Source organism: Streptomyces sp. NPDC096205 (assembly GCF_044763135.1).
Classification (GTDB): Bacteria; Actinomycetota; Actinomycetes; order Streptomycetales; family Streptomycetaceae; genus Streptomyces.
Genome location: NZ_JBIWFS010000004.1, coordinates 686,766 through 703,307 on the forward strand (window position 1 = coordinate 686,766; position 16,542 = coordinate 703,307).

Genomic DNA, 16,542 nt, shown 5'->3' on the forward strand with positions numbered 1-16,542 from the left:
CCCGCACCCGCACAACCCCGATCCCCCTCCCCCTCCTCATCCCGGCACTCCTCGGCCTCGCCTTCCTGCTCCTCCCCCTCCTCGCCCTGCTCGTCCGGACGCCCTGGAGCACCCTGCCCGAGCAGCTGACCAGCCCGGAGGTGTGGCAGGCGCTGCGGCTGTCGCTGGTCTGCGCGACAGCGGCGACGGCCCTGAGCCTCGTCCTCGGTGTCCCCCTGGCCTGGCTGCTGGCCCGCACCGACTTCCCGGGCCGCCGCCTGCTACGCGCCCTGGTGACCCTGCCCCTCGTGCTGCCCCCGGTCGTCGGTGGCGTGGCCCTGCTGCTGGCCCTCGGCCGCAACGGCGTGGTCGGGCAGTGGCTGGACGCCTGGTTCGGCATCACGCTCCCCTTCACCACGACGGGCGTGGTCATCGCGGAGACCTTCGTGGCGCTGCCGTTCCTGGTCATCAGCGTCGAGGGCACCCTGCGTGCCGCCGACCCCCGCTACGAGGAGGCCGCCACCACGCTCGGCGCCTCCCGTTTCACGGCGTTCCGCCGCGTCACCCTGCCCCTCATCGCCCCGGGCATCGCAGCGGGCTCGGTCCTCGCCTGGGCCCGGGCGCTGGGCGAGTTCGGCGCGACGATCACCTTCGCCGGCAACTTCCCCGGCCGCACACAGACCATGCCCCTCGCCGTCTACCTGGCCCTCCAGAACGACCCGGCCGCGGCCATCGCCCTGAGCCTGGTCCTCCTGACGGTCTCGATCGCCGTACTGGCGGGCCTGCGGGACCGCTGGATGAGAGCACCGTAGAACCGAACAGCCCGAAGCAGCCGCGGGCTGCCGGCCGCAAACCCACGTGGCTATCCCAGCCACCGGCAGCCGCGCGCCCGCACCCGCACCCGCACCCGCACCCGCACCCGCACCCGCACCCGCACCCGCACAACGAACCCAGGCCCGAACCGCAGCCCCAGGGACGCCGACACCATGACCACCCCACGCACCCCGCCCGCGCCCCAGCCCGGCCTGGACGCCCGCCTGATCGTCGACCACGCCCCCTTCCACCTGGACGTCTCCCTCGCCGCGGCCCCAGGTGACGTCCTCGCCCTCCTCGGCCCCAACGGCGCGGGCAAGACCACCGCCCTGCGCACCCTCGCCGGCCTCACGCCCCTCACCGCGGGCCACCTCCACCTCGACGGCACCCCCCTTGAGCAGACCCCACCCGAGGCGCGCCCGGTCGGGGTCGTCTTCCAGGACTACCTGCTCTTCCCCCACCTCACCGCCCTGGACAACGTCGCCTTCGGCCCCCGCTGCCAGGGCACCCCCAAGGCGGAGGCCCGCGCCCAGGCCGCCGAGTGGCTGGCCCGTATGGGCCTGGCCGACCACGCCACCACCAAGCCCCGCCACCTCTCCGGCGGCCAGGCCCAGCGCGTGGCCCTCGCCCGCGCCCTGGCCGTACGCCCCCGCCTGCTGCTCCTGGACGAGCCCCTCGCCGCACTGGACGCCCGCACCCGCCTGGAGGTGCGCGCCCAACTCCGCCGCCACCTCGCCGACTTCGAGGCGGTGGCCGTACTCGTCACCCACGACCCGCTGGACGCGATGGTGCTCGCCGACCGCCTGGTCGTGATCGAGGAGGGCCATATCGTCCAGGAGGGCACCCCGTCAGAGATCGCGCGCCGCCCCCGCACGGACTACATCGCCCAGCTCGTCGGCCTGAACCTCTACCGCGGCGAGGCCGACGGCCACACCGTCCGCCTGGACGCCGGCCCCACCGTGACGACCACCGAGCACCTCACCGGCCCCGCCTTCGTGGCCTTCCCGCCCAGCGCCGTCACCCTCTTCGGCGACCACCCCACCGGCTCCAGCGCCCGCAACCTGTGGCAGTGCGAGGTGGCCGGCCTGGAGACCCACGGCGACCAGATCCGCGTGGCCCTCACCGGCGACCTCCCCCTCGCCGCGGACCTCACCACCGTCGCCGCCGCCGAACTCGACCTCCACCTCGGCACAAAGGTCTGGGCCACGGTCAAGGCGACCCAGACGCACGCCTACCCGGCGTAAGGCAGAGAGCAGAGAGCAGAAAGGCGAGAGGCCCCGCCCCCGCAGAGCAGGGGCAGGGCCTCAGGCCTGACTCGGACCTCAGTCCTCGTACGCGTCCAGCGGCGGGCAGGAGCACACCAGGTTCCGGTCACCGTACGCCTGGTCGATGCGCCGCACCGGCGGCCAGTACTTGTCGGCCACGGACACCCCGGCCGGGAACACGGCCTCCTCGCGCGAGTACGCGTGCTTCCACTCCCCGCCGAGCGCACCCGCGGTGTGCGGGGCGTTGTGCAGCGGGTTGTCCTCGGCCGGCCACTCGCCCGCGCCGACCTTCTCGATCTCCGCGCGGATGGCGATCATCGCGTCGCAGAATCGGTCCAGCTCGGCCAGGTCCTCGGACTCGGTCGGCTCGATCATCAGCGTGCCGGCCACCGGGAAGGACATCGTCGGCGCGTGGAAGCCGTAGTCGATGAGCCGCTTGGCCACGTCGTCGACGGTCACGCCGGTCGCCTTGGTCAGCGGCCGCAGGTCGATGATGCACTCGTGCGCGACCAGCCCGCCCGGGCCGGTGTACAGCACCGGGTAGTGCGGCTCCAGACGCTTGGCGACGTAGTTGGCGGACAGCACCGCCACCTGCGTGGCCCGCTTCAGCCCCTCGCCGCCCATGAGACGGACGTACGCCCACGAGATCGGCAGGATGCCCGCGGAGCCCCACGGCGCGGCCGAGATCGGACCGACACCGGTCTCGGGGCCGGCCGACGGCTGGAGCGGGTGGTTCGGCAGGTACGGCGCGAGGTGCTCGCGGACCGCGACGGGGCCGACGCCCGGGCCACCGCCACCGTGCGGGATGCAGAACGTCTTGTGCAGGTTGAGGTGCGAGACGTCGCCGCCGAAGTGCCCCGGCTTGGCCAGGCCCACCAGTGCGTTCAGGTTGGCACCGTCGACGTACACCTGACCGCCGGCCTCGTGCACCTGGGCGCAGATGTCGGCGACGTGCTCCTCGAACACACCGTGCGTCGACGGGTACGTGATCATCAGCACCGCCAGCTCGTCGCGGTGCTTCTCGATCTTCGCCCGCAGGTCCTCGACGTCGATCTCGCCGTCCTCGGCGGTCTTCACGACGACGACCTTCATGCCCGCCATCACGGCGCTCGCGGCGTTCGTGCCGTGCGCGGAGGACGGGATCAGGCAGACGGTCCGCTGCTCGTCGCCGTTGGCGCGGTGGTATCCGCGTACGGCGAGCAGACCGGCCAGCTCACCCTGCGAGCCGGCGTTCGGCTGGAGGCTGACCTTGTCGTAGCCGGTGACCTCGGCGAGACGGTCCTCCAGCTCGTGGATGAGGGTGAGGTAGCCCTCGGCCTGCTCCTCGGGCGCGAAGGGGTGCAGCTGGCCGAACTCGGGCCAGGTAACCGGCTCCATCTCGGTGGTCGCGTTGAGCTTCATGGTGCAGGAGCCCAGCGGGATCATGCCGCGGTCCAGCGCGTAGTCACGGTCGGCGAGCTTGCGCAGGTAGCGCAGCATCGCGGTCTCGGAGCGGTGCTGGTGGAAGACCGGGTGGGTGAGGTAGTCGTCGGTGCGCAGCAGCGCCTCGGGCAGCGCCTCACCGGCGGCCGCGTCCAGCGCCTCGACGTCGCCCTCGACACCGAAGGCGGCCCAGACGGCCTGGAGCTGGTCCCGCGTGGTGGTCTCGTCGCAGGACATCGACACCTGGTCGGCATCGACGAGGTGCAGGTTGACACCGTTCACACGCGCCGCGGCGACGACCTCGGCCGCACGGCCCTCGACGCGTGCACTGACCGTGTCGAAGAAAGAGCTGTGAACGACGTCAACACCGCCGGCCTTCAGCCCCTCAGCCAGGATCGCGGCGTAGCGGTGGGTCCGCCCGGCGATGCTCTTCAGCCCCTCGGGGCCGTGGTAGACGGCGTACATCCCGGCCATCACCGCGAGCAGCACCTGCGCGGTGCAGATGTTGCTGGTGGCCTTCTCCCGGCGGATGTGCTGCTCACGCGTCTGGAGAGCCAGGCGGTACGCCTTGTTCCCGTCCGCGTCCACGGACACGCCCACGAGCCGGCCCGGCAGGCTGCGCGCGAACTTCTCGCGCACGGCCATGTAACCGGCGTGCGGTCCGCCGAAGCCCATCGGCACACCGAACCGCTGCGTCGTACCGACCGCGATGTCCGCGCCCAGCTCACCCGGCGACTTCAGCAGCGTCAGCGCCAGCAGATCGGCGGCCACGGTGACGAGCGCGCCGAGCTCGTGCGCCTGGTCGATGACCGGCTTGATGTCGCGTACGGCACCGGAGGCGCCCGGGTACTGGATCAGCACGCCGTTGATCTCACGCGCGGCGATCTCGGCCGGGATGCCCTCGCTCAGGTCGGCGACGACGACCTCGACACCGGTCGGCTCGGCGCGGGTCTCGATCACGGCGATGGTCTGCGCCAGCGCGTCCGCGTCGATCAGGAAGAGGCCCTTCTTGTTCTTCCCCATCCGCAGCGACAGCGCCATGGCCTCGGCGGCCGCGGTGCCCTCGTCGAGCAGCGAGGCGCCGGAGGTCGGCAGCCCCGTCAGCTCGGCGACCATCGTCTGGAAATTCAGCAGGGCTTCCAGACGTCCCTGGGAGATCTCCGGCTGGTAGGGCGTGTACGCCGTGTACCAGGCCGGGTTCTCCATGACGTTGCGCAGGATGACCGGCGGGGTGAAGGTGCCGTAGTAGCCGAGCCCGATCATGGAGCCGAGGACCTGGTTGCGGTCGGCCAGCGAGCGCAGCTCGGCCAGCACCTCGGCCTCGGAGCGGGCGCCCGGCAGGTCGAGGGCGTCGCCGTTCTTGATCACGTCCGGCACCGCGGCGGCGGTGAGCTCGTCGAGCGAGCCGTAGCCGACCTGCGCGAGCATCTTGGCCCGCGCCTCCTGGTCGGGCCCGATGTGACGCTGCTCGAAGGGGATGCCCTGTTCGAGCTCGGAGAGCGGAATGCGCTGGGCGGTCATTGCGGAGGCCTCCTGGTCTGACGCGACCTTCGAGGGGCACCACGGCGCGGGTACCCCGACGGCCTCCCCCTCTGTCATCTCAACCTGAGAGCTTCACCGGCCGCCCGAGGGCGCCCGGCTTTCACCGTCGGTGAGAGCGGAAGCCGTCGACATCCGCCCTGCTTTCCAGAGTGACCTCGTCCGTGCGGTACGTGGGCCTGAGAGATTCCGGGGAGGATTTGCTCCTTCGGCGCCTCCGGTGACGATCGGAGGACTCTCCCGCACGGGGTCAGCAGCCGTCTGCAAGCCTACCAGCGCGCCCACCGCACGAGCCTTCGAGTGGCCGCGCACCCAAATGTGCTCTTTCGTAGTGCTTACGGATGATTTGCGACCAAGTGGAGGGCTCGTGCAGACCGACATCGATCCGCGCAACCTGATCGGCCGCAAGGCGTTCGACCGCAACGGCACCAAGATCGGCACGATCGACGAGGTGTACCTCGACGACGCGACCGGCGTGCCGGAATGGGCGGCCATACGCACCGGCCTGTTCTCCAGAGACGCCTTCGTCCCCCTGGAGCCCAGCGAGCTGATCGAGGGCACACTCCACGTCCCCTTCGACCGAGCCCTCATCAAGGACGCCCCCGACTTCGGCGTCGGCCGCCACCTCTCCCCCGAACAGGAACTCCAGCTCTACCACCACTACGGCCTCAACGTGGCCCCCTCACCCCCGCCCCCCGACCGGGACTTCGGCAACGTCGCGGGCCAGGACCCCCACAACGACCACGACCCGCACACGCATCCCCAATGACCTCCCCGCAGCCGGAGCCCCGCCCGGGTGCCGTCCGGGGGTAGTCCCGCGTATTCGCCGCCCCCTGAGCGCCACAGGGGGCACGCATCACGTCGGCCGCCGACCGCCGACCGCCGACTGCCGACTGCCGACTGCCGACTGCCGACTGCCAGCAGGGACGGTTAGGCGGACGGCCCCCGCCGTCGCCGGACAGCACAGCCCGCCCCACCGAGCCAAGGTCCACGGCCCACGTCCCACGTCCCACGGCCAAGGGCACGGCAGCTACACCGCCGAAGCCCCGTGAACTCCAGGCACCCCAGGCACCCCAGGCACCTCAGACACCTCCGCAGCCTCCACCACGCCCTCCACACGCTCCTCCTCCTCCACCCCCTCCACTCCCTCCACGCCCTGGACCAACGGCAACGGCTCCGCCCGCTCGAGCGCGGGATCGTCGATCCGGAACGTCCGCACACGCCCCGGCTCCGACCAGGGCGTCTCGAACCGCACGGTGATCCGCCCGAGCCCGCTGCCCTGCACCCACCCGTGCCCGTACTCGGCGTGCCGCACGTCATGCCCAGGAGCCCACCGCCGCTCCTCGGGCTCCACCGGCTCCCGCGCCGCCTCCTCGGCCGTCTCCTCCTCGTCGCCCGTCTCCGCCTCCCCGGCGGCCTGCGCGAACAGGTCCTCCTGCGTGAAGTCGGCCAGCCCGCTCACCCCGACCCCGAGCAGCCGCACCCCACCCGTGGTGTCGACGGAGTCCAGCAGCCGCAGCGCGGCCTCCCGCACGACCGCGGGGTCGTCCGTGGGCCCCCGCAGCGTCTCCGACCGTGTCAAGGTCGAGAAGTCGTACCGCCGCACCTTCAGTACGATCGTCCGCCCCGACAGGCCGGCCCCCCGCAGTCGCCGCACACACCGGTCGGCCAGTCGCTGCACCTCCAGGCCGATGCGCACCCGCTCATGGATGTCCACGTCGTAGGTGTCCTCGACGGAGACCGACTTCGCCTCCCGCTCGGCCACCACCGGCCGCTCGTCATGCGCGAGTGCCATGGCGTGGAGGGCGTGCCCGTGGGCCTTCCCCAGGAGCCGCACCAGCTCGTCCTCGCCCGCCTCGGCGAGCTCCTCGACGGTGTGGATGCCCGCCCGTCTCAGATGGTCCCCGGTCGCCGGCCCCACCCCCGGCAGGGTCCGCACCGACATGGGCCCGAGCAGCTCGCGTTCGGTCCCCGGCGGGATCAGGACCAGGCCGTCCGGCTTGGCCTGCTCCGAGGCGATCTTCGCCAGCATCTTGGACGCGGCCAGCCCCACCGATCCGGTGAGCCCTGTGACGGCCCGTATGTCCGCGCGCAGTCTCTCCCCGGCCAGCCGCGCGGATTCCCCGTCCCAGGCCGCCCCACCGGCCTCCAGGTCCACGAACGCCTCATCCAGGCTCAGCGGCTCCACCAACGGCGACAGCGCCCGCAGCAGCCCCATCACCTGCTCGCTGATCGCCCGGTACAGCCCTCCCCGCGGAACCAGATACGCCGCGTTCGGCGCGAGCCGCCGCGCCTGCGCCATCGGCATCGCCGAGTGCACCCCGAACACCCGTGCCTCGTAGGAGCAGGTCGCCACCACCCCACGCGGCCCGAGACCGCCCACCACGACGGCCTTCCCGCGCAGGCTCGGCTTGGACGCCTGCTCCACCGAGGCGAAGAAGGCATCCATGTCGAGATGCAGGATCGTGGGCGCGGTTCTCACATCTCCGATGCTGCACCACACCACTGACAATGGCCCCGCCCACACCCCGGGCGAAGCCGGTGGCAGGCGCTACACGGCCTTGTTGCGCCGCCTGGCCAGCTCGTCCGTCGGGTTGTGCCCGATCAGCGTCTCCCCGGTGTCGATCCGCTCCCCGTGCAGCTGCGACAACGCATTCTCCACGTCCCGCCACACCACACCGACGGCGATACCGAAGACGCCCTGACCGCCCTGCAGCAGGGCATGGACCTCATCGGGCGAGGTGCACTCGTAGACGGTGGCACCGTCACTCATCAGCGTCATGCGCTCCAGGTCACGGAACCCGCGCTCCCGCAGATGCTGCACGGCGCTGCGGATGTTCTGCAGCGACACCCCGGTGTCCAGGAACCGCTTGACGATCTTCAGGACGACGACGTCCCGAAAGCTGTACAGACGCTGGGTCCCGGACCCGTACGCGGGCCGCACGCTCGGCTCCACCAGCCCGGTGCGCGCCCAGTAGTCCAGTTGCCGGTAGGTGATACCGGCGGCCGCGCAGGCCGTCGGCCCGCGATAGCCGATCTCCTCGGTCGCCATGGACGCCGCCCCTCCGCCGCTGGGCACGGCCGTAGGCCGCTTCGGAGCGTGATCGGACGCGCCGCCATGAAGCGGGTACGGACCGCTCTCCCCCGGACTGCGTCCGGTGGCACCCCCAGCCGTACCGTCGCCGCTGCTTCTCACGCCGACCTCCGTCCTTGACCTGCCCTCTCGACGGTAGGCAGTCACCAAGGGTGCGTCAACGATCGCCACACTCGGCACGCCGAGTGATAATCACCCTAGGAGTGGTTTCCCGTATCCCGTCGCGGGGAAAGGCTAGCCGAATGCGCTCCCGGGAGGCCGCAGGACGCTCTCAATCGCCGCTGGCATGTGCCGAGTCGTCCGCGCCGACACGCCACTCCCGAAGGGGCCCTCGGCACCGTCGCATCGGCGACGACACATCGTACGGCCGGCCCGGCGAAACCTCCGCCCAGCCGGCCGCACCGCGTCTCACTGGTTGCTGGAGCCGAAGTCCTCGGGCGAGATCTGGTCGAGGAACTCGCGGAACTTCTCCACCTCGTCCTCCTGCTCGTCCGGAATCGCGATGCCCGCGTCGTCGAGCACCCCGTCACTGCCGTAGATCGGCGTGCCGGTGCGCAACGCCAGCGCTATGGCATCGGACGGGCGGGCGCTCACCTCGACGCCGCTGGCGAAGACCAGCTCGGCATAGAAGACGCCTTCACGCAGGTCCGTGATGCGTACTTCGGTGAGCTCCTGGCCGACGGCCTCCAGCACGTCCTTGAACAGGTCGTGGGTCAGCGGCCGTGCGGGGGCCATGCCCTGCTGGGCGAAAGCGATCGCGGTCGCCTCCCCCGGCCCGATCCAGATGGGGAGGTAGCGGTCGCCTCCCACTTCACGCAGGAGCACGATCGGTTGGTTGGAGGGCATTTCGACCCGGACACCTACGACATCGAGCTCGTTCACACAGCAACCCTAGGCCGTGCCCGGGACCTTTGGGTAGTCGGGGCCCGGGAGCGGGACCCGATCGGGCCGCCGCCGCTCAGGGCAGGCGGACCCCGAGCGCGGTCTGCAGCAGCGCCGCGTGCAGCTTCGTCGTGAGCCCCGCCAGCTCCTTGGTACGGGCCTCCGCATGGGTCCGGGTCTGCGGGTTGCGGTGCCGTCTGAGCGGGGCCACCACCTGGTCGACCAGACCGGCCTCACGGTCGGCCGCGGCCTTCACCATCCGCAGATGCCGCGGCTCGATGCCGAACCGGCCCAGCTCGGTGACCAACGCGGCCACGGTCACCGCCTCGGCGTCGTACACCCCGTCCGACAGCGGGGTGACCAGGCCATACGACTCCCATTCGGCCAATTCGGCCTCGTCGATGCCGGCCGCCGCGAGCAGCTCCGCGCGCCCGATCCGGGCCACTGTGGGCCCCTCGGCCGCCTCCGGCAGCGCCTCGCCGTCCCGCTGCCGGCCGAGCGCCGGAAGCCGTACGTCCTCGCCGCGCTCGACGGCGTCCAGGTACTCGCGGATGACCTTCAGCGGCAGATAGTGGTCCCGCTGCATCCGCAGCACCTGGCCGAGGCGCTCGACGTCGCTGGCGCTGAACTTGCGGTACCCCGAGGGGGTCCGCTGCGGCTCGATGAGCCCTTCCGACTCCAGGAAACGGATCTTGGAGATCGTCACTTCGGGGAACTCGTCGCGCAACACGTTCAGCACCGTGCCGATGCTCATCAGACCACTGTCCGCGGCGGCGGTGCCGCTCCCGGCACCGCCGCTCGGTGTATGAAGCATGGACCTTCCCTGGGGGTGGGTCAGATGCTCTGCCGGCTCGCGTAGAAAACGAGTCGGTACTTTCCGATCTGCACCTCGTCACCGTTGGACAGCGCGACCTGGTCGATCCGCTCACGGTTGACGTACGTGCCGTTCAGGCTGCCCACGTCGGCGACGGTGAACGAACCGTCCGGCTGGCGCCGGAACTCCACGTGCCGGCGCGAGACCGTCACGTCGTCCAGGAAGATGTCGCTCTGCGGGTGGCGGCCCGCCGTGGTCAGCTCGCCGTCCAGCAGGAAGCGGCTGCCCGAGTTCGGGCCGCGCCGCACGACCAGCAGCGCCGAACCCAGCGGCAGCGCGTCGACAGCGGCCTGCGCCTCGGGAGAGAGCGCCGGGAGCTGCGTCTGACCGGTCACCTCGGCGTCGTAGGCCTCAAGACCCGAGATCGAGATCGTGGAGGTCGTCTCGGACGCCCGCTCGGGGACGGCACCCGCCCGCAGCGGAGCGCCGCAGTTGGAGCAGAACCGGCTGTTCTCCGCGTTGCGGTGACCGCACCTCGTACACACCAGGGCCGACATGGACGGCTCCTCCTGCCGCGGCTGCCCCGCCGGGGCGTTGGACGCGTACGGGCCGGGGGCGTACCCTCCGCCCGCACCTGAGGTCGACGGTTGCCCGAAACCTATGCCTGAGGCCTGGGCAGGGTCAACCGACGGCGCGCCCTGGCCACCGGGGATGTCGCCGCCCGGCCCAGCGACCTGGTCGCGGAACAGCGGGCGCTGACCCTCGGCGTCGGGCTGTGCGCGATGACGAGCGGTGGCGCTGCTGTCGCTGCCCTCTCGCGCGCTCTTGCCGAACAACTTCGCAAACAACTTCACGGGCGATTCCCCTTGACCGAAACAGACCCGCCCGTGGGGCAGGACGAACCCTGACTGCACACTCCGGAAGACCCGGACATCCTCACAACGTCCGTATCCACCAGACAGTTTCCACCACGCACCACCCAATCGGTGCGCCGACCCCCCGCAACCTCATGCCCTCGACGGACGGCCCCCATGCACCCCCGGTTCACTGGGAGGACGACCGAGCGTAGTCAGGCCGCTTCGCTGCTCGCAAGGCGTCCACAACGATCTTGTCCGACCGCTCGACAGTAACGGTGGCCTGCTCCTTCTCCAGAGTCTGCACCACGCCTCCCGGGATGTTGAGTGCCGGTTCGAGATCCTGAGGCTTGCCGATGACCTTGAAACGATAGGGCGCGTTGATCTTGTTCCCGTCGACGCTCACACGATCGTCGGAATCCGTCAGATAGGTCCCGGCCACCACCCGCACGCCGTTCACCTGGATCGCCTCCGCACCGGCGGCGCGCAGCTCCTGGATGGCGTCGAGCAGCATGTCCGCCTCGACCGTGCCCTTGCTGTCGTCGATGGTCATCGTGATCCCGGGCCCCTGCGCGGCCACCGTGCCCGCCAGGATGCCGAGTTGCCTCTCCTTCTCGACCGTCTGCCTACGGGCCTCCTCCGCCTGGTCGGAGCTGTTCTCCAGCTCGTCCCGCTGCTGCTCGAGACCCTGCTTCTCGTCCTCAAGACGCTGAGTACGGTCATCCAGTTCATCGAGGATGCGCACAAGATCTTCCTGGCGTGCGCCGCGCAGGGCCGTGTCGCCGTCGCTGTTGGACGCGACCTGGACCGCGAGACCGAAGCCCAGACCGAACAACAGCACGGCGACGATGAGTTGGGCCCGGCTGACACGCGGCGGCCACAACCCCTTCACCAGCCGCCCGCGGCCCGTGAGCCCGGGCTCGGCGTCCCGCACGGGCGGCCCGACCGCCGGCGCCGTCGCGGGCACCTCCTCGGGCAGCTCCTTGCGCAGCCGGTTCTCGGGCGACTCGTCCTGGTTGCTCATCGGCCTCACGCCCTGAAGACGTGCCGGCGGATCGCGGCGGCGTTGGAGAAGATACGGATGCCGAGCACGACCACGACGCCCGTGGACAGCTGCGCCCCCACGCCCAGCTTGTCGCCGAGGAACACGATCAGCGCGGCGACGACCACGTTCGACAGGAACGACACCACGAACACCTTGTCGTCGAAGATCCCGTCGAGCATGGCCCGCAGGCCGCCGAAGACGGCGTCCAGCGCCGCCACGACGGCGATCGGCAGATAAGGCTCGACCACCGCCGGAACCTCAGGCCGGACCAACAGGCCGGCCACGACTCCCACGACGAGGCCCAGTACGGCGATCACGATGTGCCCTTCTCAGCTTGCGGCTGTGCTGTCTCGGTTCTCGGCTGTGCGGTACGTACGATCAGGCTCGGCGCGGCCGGCAGCCGGAGGTCTTCCTCCACGGAGAGGGCGGTGCGGATCCCGTAGTTCTCCTGCAGGACGTGCAGATACAGCCCGTCGGCACTGTCCTGGAACCGGGTGCTCAGCTTTTTCCCGTCCCCTACCGCGAGCACCGTGTACGGCGGTACCAGCGGCCTGTTGTCGACCAGTATCGCGTCACCCGCGGCCCTGATCGCGGACAGCGCCGTCAGCCGCTGCCCGTTGATGGAGATCGCCTCGGCACCCGACTCCCACAGCCCGTTCACCACCCGCTGCAGGTCCCGGTCGCGCACCCGGCCCGTGTCGGAAAAGCCCGACGTCCCACGCGGGTCGCCGTCCCCGCCCTCGGCGGTCTCCTCGGCGTCGTCGACGACCAGCTTCACTCCGGGCCCGTGCACCTCCACGGCACCCGAGAGCAGACTGACCAGCTCTCCCTGGTCGCCGCCCCCGCTGTCCTTGAGGGCCTCCCGCTGCCGCGCCCCGACGTCGTCGCGCAGCGCCTCCACGGACTCTTCCAGCTCGTCCGCGGCGTCGGTCTCCCGACCGATCCGGTCGATGAGCTCCTCGCGCTCCTTGGCCACGACCGGGGCCGCGACCCGCGCCTGCGCCGCGCCGACGGTCACCACGAGCGCCGCGAGCACCAGCCCTGCGGCGAGTCCGAGCTTCGCCCGGAGCGTCCTGGGCAGACCTCCCTCGCCCGCGGCCGTCTTCCGGGCCGCCGCCTCGGCGTAGCCGTCGTCGAGGCTGTGGTCCATGACGTTGGTGAGCAGCGACATGGACGCGTCCGGGCGCGGGGGGTGCGCGGTAGTGCTCCGAACGGGGGGCTGCGACATGCCGCACATCGTCGCATGTCGCAGCCGGTACCTCCGAATGGCCCCACCCACGTGCCGGACAGGCCCCCTTGGGGGCACTTGTCCGGCACGCGCGTGTGCTGCCTTTTTACCGTCCGGCGCTGTCCACGACAGCCGACCACTCGTCCAGCAGGGCCTGCGCGGACGCGTCGTCCGGGCCTTCCGCCCACAGATGGGTGACCGCCTCGGCGGGATCGGGCAGCACCATCACCCAGCGCCCGTCCGTCTCGACCACACGCACACCGTCGGTGGTGTCCACGAAGCGGTCCCCGGCCGCCTCCACGACCCGCCGCATGACGAGCCCCTTGACCGCCCACGGAGTCGCCAGATCACGCTTGAGGACGTGCGCACGCGGAATGCGCGCGTCGATCTGGCTCAGCGTGAGCTGCGTCCGCGCGACCAGCCCGATCAGCCGTACGAAGGCCGCCGTACCGTCGAACACGCCGCTGAACTCCGGGACGATGAAGCCGCCCTTGCCGTCGCCGCCGAAGATGGTCGACTCGTCCCGGCCCACCCGCGTGAGGTCGTCCGGCGACGTCGTGGTCCACTCCACCTGCGTCCCGTGGTACGCCGCCACCTGCTCGGCGATCCGCGTGGTCGTCACCGGCAGCGCGACCCGCCCGCTGCGCCGCTCGGCGGCCACCAGGTCGAGCATCACCAGCAGCGCCCGGTCGTCCTCGACGATGCGGCCCTTCTCGTCGACGAGCGACAGCCGCTCACCGACCGGGTCGAACCGCACGCCGAACGCGGCCCGCGCGGACGCCACGATCTCGCCGAGCCGCACCAGCCCCGACCGCCGCGCCTCCGCCGTCTCGGTGGGCCGCGCCTCGTCCAGACCGGGGTTGATCGTCAGCGCGTCCACCCCGAGCTTGCCGAGCAGGCTCGGCAGCACCAGACCGGCACTGCCGTTCGACGCGTCGACGACGACCTTCAGCCCCGACTCCGCGATCCCGGTCGTGTCGATGTTCCGCAGCAGCGACCCGGTGTACGAGTCGAAGACGCTCGCCGGGAAGTGCAGGTCCCCGATCTCCCCGGGGAAGGCCCGCCGGTACTCCTGCCGCGCGAACACCCGGTCCAGCTTGCGCTGGCCGCCCTGCGACAGGTCGGCACCCTGCCCGTCGAAGAACATGATGTCCACCGAGTCCGGCACCCCGGGCGTCGTCCGGATCATGATCCCGCCGGCACTTCCCCGCGCCGTCTGCTGCCGCGCCACGGGCAGCGGTACGTTCTCCAGGTCGCGTACGTCGATGGCGCTGGCCTGCAGCGCGGAGATGACGGCCCGCTTCAGCGCACGAGCACCGCGGGAGTGGTCGCGGGCCGTGGTGACGGTCGAGCCCTTCTTCAGGGTCGTGGCGTAGGCGCCGGCGAGCCGCACGGCCAGCTCGGGCGTGATCTCCACATTCAGGATCCCGGAGACGCCACGGGCACCGAAGAGATGCGCCTGTCCCCTGGACTCCCAGATCACCGAGGTGTTGACGAAGGCACCGGCCTCGATCGTCTTGAACGGGTACACCCGCACGTTGCCCTGGACGATCGATTCTTCACCGATCAGGCATTCGTCGCCGATGACCGCGCCGTCCTCGATCCTGGCCGCGCGCATGATGTCGGTGTTCTTGCCGACGACGCATCCCCGCAGATTGCTGTGCTGGCCGACATACACGTTGTCGTGCACCACGGCCTTGTGCAGGAACGCGCCGCTCTTGACGACCACGTTCGACCCGACGACGGTGTGTTCCCGGATCTCGGCGCCGGCCTCGACCTTGGCGTAGTCACCGATGTAGAGCGGCCCGCGCAGCACGGCATCGGGATGCACTTCTGCGCCCTCGGCAACCCACACGCCCGGCGAGATCTCGAATCCGTCGATCTCGACGTCGACCTTGCCCTCGAGGACATCGGCCTGGGCCTTGACGTAGCTCTCGTGGGTGCCGACGTCCTCCCAGTAGCCCTCGGCCACGTAGCCGTAGATCGGCTTGCCTTCCTTCATCAGCTGCGGGAAGACATCGCCGGACCAGTCGACGGGCACATCGGCCTCGACGTAGTTGAAGACCTCGGGCTCCATCACGTAGATGCCGGTGTTCACGGTGTCGGAGAAGACCTGTCCCCAGGTCGGCTTCTCCAGGAACCGCTCGACCTTGCCCTCTTCGTCGACGATGGTGATGCCGAATTCCAGCGGATTGGGCACACGCGTCAGACAGACGGTGACGAGCGCGCCCTTCTCCTTGTGGAAACGGATCAGATCGGTGAGGTCGAAGTCGGTGAGCGCATCACCGGAGATGACCAGGAAAGCGTCGTCCTTCAGCGCCTCTTCGGCGTTCTTGACGCTTCCGGCAGTACCGAGTGGCTTCTCCTCGTTGGCATAGGTGAGCTCCATGCCGAGCTCTTCACCATCACCGAAGTAGTTCTTGACCAGTGAGGCCAGGAACTGCACGGTAACGACGGTCTCATTGAGCCCATGCCTTTTGAGCAGCCGCAGAACATGCTCCATGATCGGCCTGTTGGCCACCGGCAGGAGCGGCTTGGGCATGCTTGAGGTCATGGGGCGAAGGCGCGTGCCTTCGCCTCCGGCCATCACGACGGCCTTCATGTCGGAAGCGTCCTCCTCGAAGAGACGACGGTCTAGCCGACTTCACCCGTCCGAATTGTCCCGCACATTTCCGTTGCGGGCCATCGCGGCGATACAGCCGCGCCAATCCGCGAGTTCAATCGGCCATGGCGTCCGCCCGAACGATACGGCGGACTTGTACCACGTAGAGGACTCCTGCCCACCAGTAGAGGGTTGTACCCCATCCGGCGAACGCCCATCCGAAAACAGCAGCGAGTGACGAGATCCAACCGCTTCCGTCACTGAGCAGGAGCAGGGGGAAGGCGTACATCAAGTTGAATGTAGCCGCCTTCCCGAGGAAGTTCACCTGGGGCGGCGGATACCCGTGCCGGCGGAGGACACCCACCATCACCAACAGGACCAACTCCCGCGCCAGGAGTGCAGCGGTCAGCCAGAGCGGCAGAATCTCGCGCCAGGTGAGTCCGACCAGCGTCGAGAGAATGTAGAGCCGGTCGGCCGCGGGGTCCAGGAGCCGGCCGAGGCTGCTGATCTGGTTCCACCGACGCGCCAGCTTGCCGTCCAGATAGTCGCTGATCCCGCTCAGGGCCAGCACGAGGAGAGCCCAGCCATCGCTCTTCGGCCCCCCGAACTCGGGCCTGAGGATCAGCCACAGGAAGAGGGGCACGCCGACGAGACGGGCCATGCTGAGGATGTTCGGGATGGTGAGCACCCTGTCCGTCTGGACGCGGGTCTCCTGGACCTCCACCCGGGGGCCTCCTGCGGTAAACGTGCCGACGATGCCCCCTGACCTTACCTCAACGCAAAAAAGCTCCGGCCCTCGGGTATCAACCCAAGGGCCGGAGCTATAAAAGGAGTTCGGCGGCGTCCTACTCTCCCACAGGGTCCCCCCTGCAGTACCATCGGCGCTGTAAGGCTTAGCTTCCGGGTTCGGAATGTAACCGGGCGTTTCCCCTACGCTATGACCACCGAAACACTATGAAACTGTCAACCGCACCACGCCTGTGACAACGTGGGGTTGTTCGTGGT

At 70.1% G+C, this 16,542-nt stretch carries 15 protein-coding genes, 1 rRNA gene and 1 riboswitch; of the genes, 3 read left to right on the forward strand and 13 right to left on the reverse strand.

The features are described from left to right. Positions 1-20 precede the first annotated feature (20 nt). Entirely contained in the window at positions 21-791 is a 771-nt protein-coding gene (locus tag ACIQ6Y_RS19175) for an ABC transporter permease (protein WP_404040129.1), read from the forward strand. Positions 792-841: 50 nt separating this feature from the next. On the opposite strand, the gene ACIQ6Y_RS19180 is transcribed toward ACIQ6Y_RS19175, so the two are convergent. Further along, positions 842-967, reverse strand: coding sequence for a hypothetical protein (locus tag ACIQ6Y_RS19180; RefSeq protein ID WP_404040016.1), 126 nt, complete (start codon positions 965-967; stop codon positions 842-844). Here ACIQ6Y_RS19180 and ACIQ6Y_RS19185 point away from each other — a divergent pair. Next, on the forward strand, positions 966-2,036 hold the full coding sequence (locus tag ACIQ6Y_RS19185; RefSeq protein ID WP_404040019.1) for an ABC transporter ATP-binding protein: 1,071 nt from the start codon (positions 966-968) through the stop codon (positions 2,034-2,036). The genes ACIQ6Y_RS19180 and ACIQ6Y_RS19185 overlap by 2 nt on opposite strands. A 78-nt stretch (positions 2,037-2,114) precedes the next feature. Here ACIQ6Y_RS19185 and gcvP read toward each other — a convergent pair whose 3' ends face one another. After that, positions 2,115-5,000, reverse strand: a complete 2,886-nt coding sequence (gcvP, locus tag ACIQ6Y_RS19190; protein ID WP_404040022.1) for an aminomethyl-transferring glycine dehydrogenase — start codon at positions 4,998-5,000, stop codon at positions 2,115-2,117. A gap of 175 nt (positions 5,001-5,175) precedes the next feature. Further along, a riboswitch (glycine riboswitch) is annotated at positions 5,176-5,271 on the reverse strand. A gap of 114 nt (positions 5,272-5,385) precedes the next feature. Here gcvP and ACIQ6Y_RS19195 point away from each other — a divergent pair. Beyond that, positions 5,386-5,787: a PRC-barrel domain-containing protein gene (locus tag ACIQ6Y_RS19195; protein WP_404040025.1), complete on the forward strand. Its 402-nt coding sequence runs from the start codon at positions 5,386-5,388 to the stop codon at positions 5,785-5,787. 261 nt (positions 5,788-6,048) lie between these two features. Here the strand turns inward: ACIQ6Y_RS19195 and ACIQ6Y_RS19200 are convergent, their stop codons facing one another. The 11 genes from ACIQ6Y_RS19200 to rrf form a co-directional block, all read right to left on the reverse strand. Beyond that, on the reverse strand, positions 6,049-7,500 hold the full coding sequence (locus ACIQ6Y_RS19200; protein ID WP_404040028.1) for a DNA polymerase IV: 1,452 nt from the start codon (positions 7,498-7,500) through the stop codon (positions 6,049-6,051). Positions 7,501-7,569: 69 nt separating this feature from the next. After that, a complete protein-coding gene (locus tag ACIQ6Y_RS19205) occupies positions 7,570-8,214 on the reverse strand; it encodes a MerR family transcriptional regulator (RefSeq protein ID WP_404040031.1) in 645 nt (214 codons plus the stop codon). 306 nt (positions 8,215-8,520) lie between these two features. Then, positions 8,521-8,994, reverse strand: coding sequence for a bifunctional nuclease family protein (locus ACIQ6Y_RS19210; RefSeq protein WP_109294339.1), 474 nt, complete (start codon positions 8,992-8,994; stop codon positions 8,521-8,523). Between the two features lie 76 nt (positions 8,995-9,070). Beyond that, entirely contained in the window at positions 9,071-9,808 is a 738-nt protein-coding gene (locus tag ACIQ6Y_RS19215) for a MerR family transcriptional regulator (RefSeq protein ID WP_404040034.1), read from the reverse strand. 20 nt (positions 9,809-9,828) lie between these two features. Further along, positions 9,829-10,791: an FHA domain-containing protein gene (locus tag ACIQ6Y_RS19220; RefSeq protein ID WP_404040037.1), complete on the reverse strand. Its 963-nt coding sequence runs from the start codon at positions 10,789-10,791 to the stop codon at positions 9,829-9,831. 61 nt (positions 10,792-10,852) lie between these two features. Further along, positions 10,853-11,686 (reverse strand): DUF881 domain-containing protein, encoded by an 834-nt coding sequence (locus ACIQ6Y_RS19225; RefSeq protein ID WP_404040040.1) that lies wholly within the window; start codon positions 11,684-11,686, stop codon positions 10,853-10,855. Positions 11,687-11,691: 5 nt separating this feature from the next. Continuing rightward, positions 11,692-12,024, reverse strand: coding sequence for a small basic family protein (locus ACIQ6Y_RS19230; protein ID WP_003988855.1), 333 nt, complete (start codon positions 12,022-12,024; stop codon positions 11,692-11,694). Then, on the reverse strand, positions 12,021-12,944 hold the full coding sequence (locus tag ACIQ6Y_RS19235; RefSeq protein WP_404040043.1) for a DUF881 domain-containing protein: 924 nt from the start codon (positions 12,942-12,944) through the stop codon (positions 12,021-12,023). Before ACIQ6Y_RS19235 ends, ACIQ6Y_RS19230 begins: the two co-directional genes overlap by 4 nt. Positions 12,945-13,041: 97 nt before the next feature. Then, positions 13,042-15,537 (reverse strand): sugar phosphate nucleotidyltransferase, encoded by a 2,496-nt coding sequence (locus tag ACIQ6Y_RS19240; RefSeq protein ID WP_404040045.1) that lies wholly within the window; start codon positions 15,535-15,537, stop codon positions 13,042-13,044. Between the two features lie 115 nt (positions 15,538-15,652). Continuing rightward, positions 15,653-16,261 (reverse strand): CDP-alcohol phosphatidyltransferase family protein, encoded by a 609-nt coding sequence (locus ACIQ6Y_RS19245; RefSeq protein WP_404040048.1) that lies wholly within the window; start codon positions 16,259-16,261, stop codon positions 15,653-15,655. A gap of 108 nt (positions 16,262-16,369) precedes the next feature. Further along, positions 16,370-16,486 (reverse strand): 5S ribosomal RNA (gene rrf, locus ACIQ6Y_RS19250). Between the last annotated feature and the right edge of the window lie 56 nt (positions 16,487-16,542).